The sequence below is a fragment of the Enterococcus sp. 12F9_DIV0723 genome, from assembly GCF_002174375.1.
In the GTDB taxonomy this organism is placed as follows: domain Bacteria; phylum Bacillota; class Bacilli; order Lactobacillales; family Enterococcaceae; genus Enterococcus_A; species Enterococcus_A gilvus.
In genome coordinates this window covers 1,442,648-1,446,137 of record NZ_NIBK01000001.1, presented here as the reverse complement: position 1 = coordinate 1,446,137, position 3,490 = coordinate 1,442,648, and the positions used below count along the sequence as shown (strand labels likewise).

3 protein-coding genes and 2 pseudogenes are annotated in these 3,490 nt (G+C 37.3%); 2 read left to right on the top strand and 3 right to left on the bottom strand.

Annotated elements, in window-relative coordinates:
• Positions 1–75 precede the first annotated feature (75 nt).
• Both A5868_RS06890 and A5868_RS06885 read left to right on the top strand, forming a co-directional pair.
• A pseudogene (locus A5868_RS06890) lies at positions 76–756 on the top strand (IS6 family transposase).
• A gap of 359 nt (positions 757–1,115) precedes the next feature.
• A pseudogene (locus tag A5868_RS06885) lies at positions 1,116–2,296 on the top strand (IS110 family transposase).
• Positions 2,297–2,518: 222 nt separating this feature from the next.
• Here the strand turns inward: A5868_RS06885 and A5868_RS06880 are convergent.
• From A5868_RS06880 to A5868_RS06875, 3 genes are all read right to left on the bottom strand, one after another.
• Positions 2,519–2,785 (bottom strand): hypothetical protein, encoded by a 267-nt coding sequence (locus A5868_RS06880; RefSeq protein WP_087654110.1) that lies wholly within the window; start codon positions 2,783–2,785, stop codon positions 2,519–2,521.
• A 24-nt stretch (positions 2,786–2,809) separates the two neighbouring features.
• Positions 2,810–2,968, bottom strand: a complete 159-nt coding sequence (locus A5868_RS18975; protein WP_176374152.1) for a hypothetical protein — start codon at positions 2,966–2,968, stop codon at positions 2,810–2,812.
• A gap of 280 nt (positions 2,969–3,248) precedes the next feature.
• A partial coding sequence (locus A5868_RS06875) for a glycoside hydrolase family 3 N-terminal domain-containing protein (RefSeq protein WP_140404347.1) occupies positions 3,249–3,490 on the bottom strand: 242 nt, incomplete at its 5' end.

Here is a 3,490-nt window from a genome sequence, read left to right as displayed (position 1 = left end):
GGTTCTGTTGCAAAGTTTCTCAATTATCGTAATGTAAGGTAGAATTATAAAAAACAGACGATTAGGAGCTCTCAGATGACTCATTTTAAAGGAAAACAATTCAAAAAAGATATTATTATTGTAGCCGTTGGCTACTATTTGAGATATAACTTGAGCTATCGAGATATTTCTGAAATTATGAGCGATCGTGGAATCAATGTTTGTCACACTACCATTTATCGATGGGTACAAGAGTATAGTCCGATCATTTATTGTTTATGGAAGAAAAGAAATCGTTCAGCAGGTGATTCTTGGCGAATGGATGAAACTTATATTAAAGTAAAAGGAAAGTGGCATTATTAGTATCGCACAATCGACTCTGACGGACTTACCTTAGACATCTGGCTACGGAAGAAACGAGATACACAAGCAGCTTATGCTTTTTTGAAGCGATTAAGAAGGCAGTTTGGAGAACCAAAGGTTCTTGTCACAGACAAAGCGCCTTCACTCTGCAGTGCCTTTAAGAAATTGCAACAAGGTGGCCTGTACATCAGAACGGAGCATCGAACCGTGAAATATCTCAATAATTTGATTGAACAAGATCATCGACCAATCAAACGTCGGAGTAAATTTTATCAAAGTCTTCGCACCGCTTCAGCTACAATTAAAGGGATGGAAACCCTTCGAGGAATATACAAGAAAACCCGAAAAGATGGAATGCTCTTCGGGTTTTCAGTCTGCACTGAAATAAACGTTTTATTAGGAATTCCTGCTTGATCGTATGCTGAGACAAGAAGTTGTTTTTTCAGGATTGAACTTTGCAACAGAGCCAAAAAATATCTCCTCCTACTACAATATATTTATAGGTTATAAGGCACTACTAATCTCATTAGTAATTCCTTTTATCTATCATGTTGCTTAAGCTGTTAGAATGAGAGGGCAATGGTCGGGCATACTCCTCCTTGGACTTTAGCGTCCGTATAAAAGTCTGCCAACCAGCTGCTCATTCACAGCGTTCGTTTTATGCAGGTTGAACTGCTGTTTACCAGTACGTTCGTGTCACACCCCAGTAGATTGAATCGGCAATGTGTTTACGCTGGCTTTCCATTGCGACAAATCTTAAGGAGCTGATTGTCTTGAACGCAGTAGGTATTGATGTTGCTAAAGGTAAAAGTGTTGTTTCGATTCTCCGACCTTTCGGTGAAGTGATCTCTAGTCCTTTTGAACTCTGCCATACTTCTAGTGACATCAACGATTTTATTCATTCTCTTTCTCACCTTGAAGGAGACGTCAAAATCGTCATGGAGTACACTGGACGTTACCATGAACCTGTTGCTCATTGGCTTTCTGATGCGGATTTTTATGTCAGTGTGGTCAATCCAAAACTCATTAAAGATTTTGGAAATAATTCTCTTCGTAAAGTGAAATCTGACAAAAAGGATGCCGTTAAAATCGCTCGTTACGCGCTTGACAACTGGAATGACCTGCGACAGTATAATCTTATGGATAAGACAAGAGACCAATTAAAAATTATGAACCGACAGTTTGATTTTTACATGAAACATAAAACAGCTCTCAAAAATAATCTCATTTCTCTTTTGGATCAAACATTTCCTGAAGCGAATACTTTTTTCACCAGTCCCGTTCGAAAAGATGGTAGTCAGAAATGGGTTGATTTTGTCACCTCTTTTTGGCACGTCGACTGTGTTCGAAAAGGCTCTCTGACAGCTTTCACTGAACGTTATCAGAAGTTTTGCATACGTAAAAGCTATGATTTCCACCCAGAGAAAGCAGCACAAATCTTCGAGGCCTCTAAAGAGTTGATTGCTCTTTTACCTAAAGACAAAATGACAAAAAGTCTGATTGTCCAAGCAATTAATCAGTTAAATACCCTTTCTAAGACCGTTGAACAGTTACGACTACAAATGGATCAAACGGCTTCGCAATTGCCAGAATATCCGATAGTTATGGCTATGAAAGGTGTAGGTCCTTCCTTGGGTCCACAGATCATGGCAGAGATTGGCGACGTTCGCCGCTTTTCACGTCGAAGCGCCTTGACTGCTTTTGCAGGGGTTGATCCAGGTGTCAATCAATCCAGCACCTATAATCAGAAAAGTGTACGAACTTCTAAACGCGGATCTGCTCAACTGCGTAAATCACTGTTTCAAGTAATGGATGTTTTAGTGAAAACATCGCCTGAAAACGAGCAGAGGGAAAGCCATACTATGTTTACATGACAGCTGGTGCGAATAAGTTTTTACGGATCTATTACGGACGAGTAAACGAATATTTGGCATCACTTCCAGAAGAGGACTGATTGTCGTTTTTGAGCGTATGTTGAAACCAGCGATTATCGGTGGTTCTATTTGTCATGCCTTCAATCCAGGTAACTCTTTTCCCAATTTTTTACTTGACTTTTTATTTACAGGCTTTAATAATAGCGTATTAGACGAAATAACAGATAATGCGTTAAATTAACATATTAATTATGAAAACAGTCTAGCTTAGCATTTTTGTAAGAGCATAAATTATCTCTCTACTAGCTTTGGTTATCTTCACTAAAATGAAAATCTTTTCTAAGATTATCAGTTCTGCTTTCGACATTCATATTAAAATTATTAAGATCATCAATAATTTTCTTACCTTTTTTTCCAAATAACAACTTGATAAGACCTTGAATCAACTTAATAAAAGCAATAGTCCCAGCAATGGCAAAAATAATAATCATTGGAACTAAAATAACCATTGGTAAATTTATGTTCATTGCTTCAAAGTTAACAAAAAGGGGCTCGATTTGTTGTACCATATTGGCTTCTCCTTTCAGTTTGTGCTATTTCTTATTATTAATATACTTTTTGATTATCCATAATAAACCTACTGTCCCAGCAAGAGCACAGACAATAATAAGTGGAACTAAAATAATCATTGGCAATCCAATTTCCGAAGTTTTTGCTACTGTGGAAACTGTTTTTGACCCTAAAATACCCATTGGCTTTCACTCCTTCAATATATCGAAAACATTAATTTCTTTTACCTATGAATAGTTTTTTTATACCTGTAATCATCCCAATAGTTCCAACTGTTGCACAGGCCATAATAACTGGTACTAATAATATTTTCATGTCGCGTCCCACCTTTCAATTAATATTAAAGCTCTTTTAAAAATAGACTAGCAACAGTATCTTATCTTTCACATGTGTACTAAATTACACCGAGAAAGTAAAGCGACAAGTGTTGATTTGCTTTCTTGACTTTAGTATACTATTCTCTTATACACATCTAGATAAGATATCATCACGATCCCAAGGACTTCCAGGCATAGTAATGTCATTCCCGGCCCGAACGCATCCGGCGGAAGATCCCGCGGCATATTTATTTTTTGAATCATCTAAAAATCTCTGTGTTGAAAACCAATCTGTTACTACAATCCCTTCATATCCCCATTCATCCCGAAGAACACTTGTCAAAAGATCTGTTCTGTTACAAGTACGCTTTCCGTTAATAAGATTAT